Source organism: Nocardioides sp. CPCC 206348, assembly GCF_048654705.1.
GTDB lineage: Bacteria > Actinomycetota > Actinomycetes > Propionibacteriales > Nocardioidaceae > Nocardioides.
Genome location: NZ_JBMCZA010000221.1, coordinates 5,229 through 5,736, shown reverse-complemented (window position 1 = coordinate 5,736; position 508 = coordinate 5,229). Strand labels below are relative to the sequence as shown.

Below are 508 nucleotides of genomic sequence, written 5' to 3'. Positions count from 1 at the left end.
CATCCCATGGCCTTCGGAGCCATCGGGTGGTCCCTGGTTGCCGTCGCTGGGTACCTCATCCCGCGCCGTACCTGGCAGCAGCTGACGGTGGGACTGACGTCAGCCTCCGTCGCTCTTTGCTGGATCGCCGGGGTGTGGTCCCTCGAGATATTTCAGTCCGCCGAGTTCGCCGGCTTCTCCGGGATCGCCAACGCGGACGGCACGATGCAGACCCACGTGCTCCTCGGCGGGTTCGTAGACCCCTACTGGGAAATCCGGGTCGAACAGACCGATCGAGGACTGCTCAACAGGCGATTCACGGTGGGATGTGTGAACGGCGACGGGCAGTCCTTGCAAAGGTTGTCGTGGTCAGACGGATCGCTGGTCGTCGACACGTCCGCCGGAACTGTCGCAGTGCCGGTGGGCGAGGACGGGCACATCGGGCGTGCGCGCCCACTCGTCGGCACCACTCCTGACGAAGACTTTGGCGGCAACGGCAACGCGCCGATCCTGGAGAGTTGCTGACGAC

At 65.2% G+C, this 508-nt stretch carries 1 protein-coding gene; it reads left to right on the top strand.

Going from position 1 to position 508, the window contains the following annotated elements; translation table 11 throughout:
* Positions 1–504: hypothetical protein (locus ACOADB_RS24800; RefSeq protein WP_378605153.1), on the top strand; the 504-nt coding region annotated here is incomplete at its 5' end.
* Positions 505–508 lie beyond the last annotated feature (4 nt).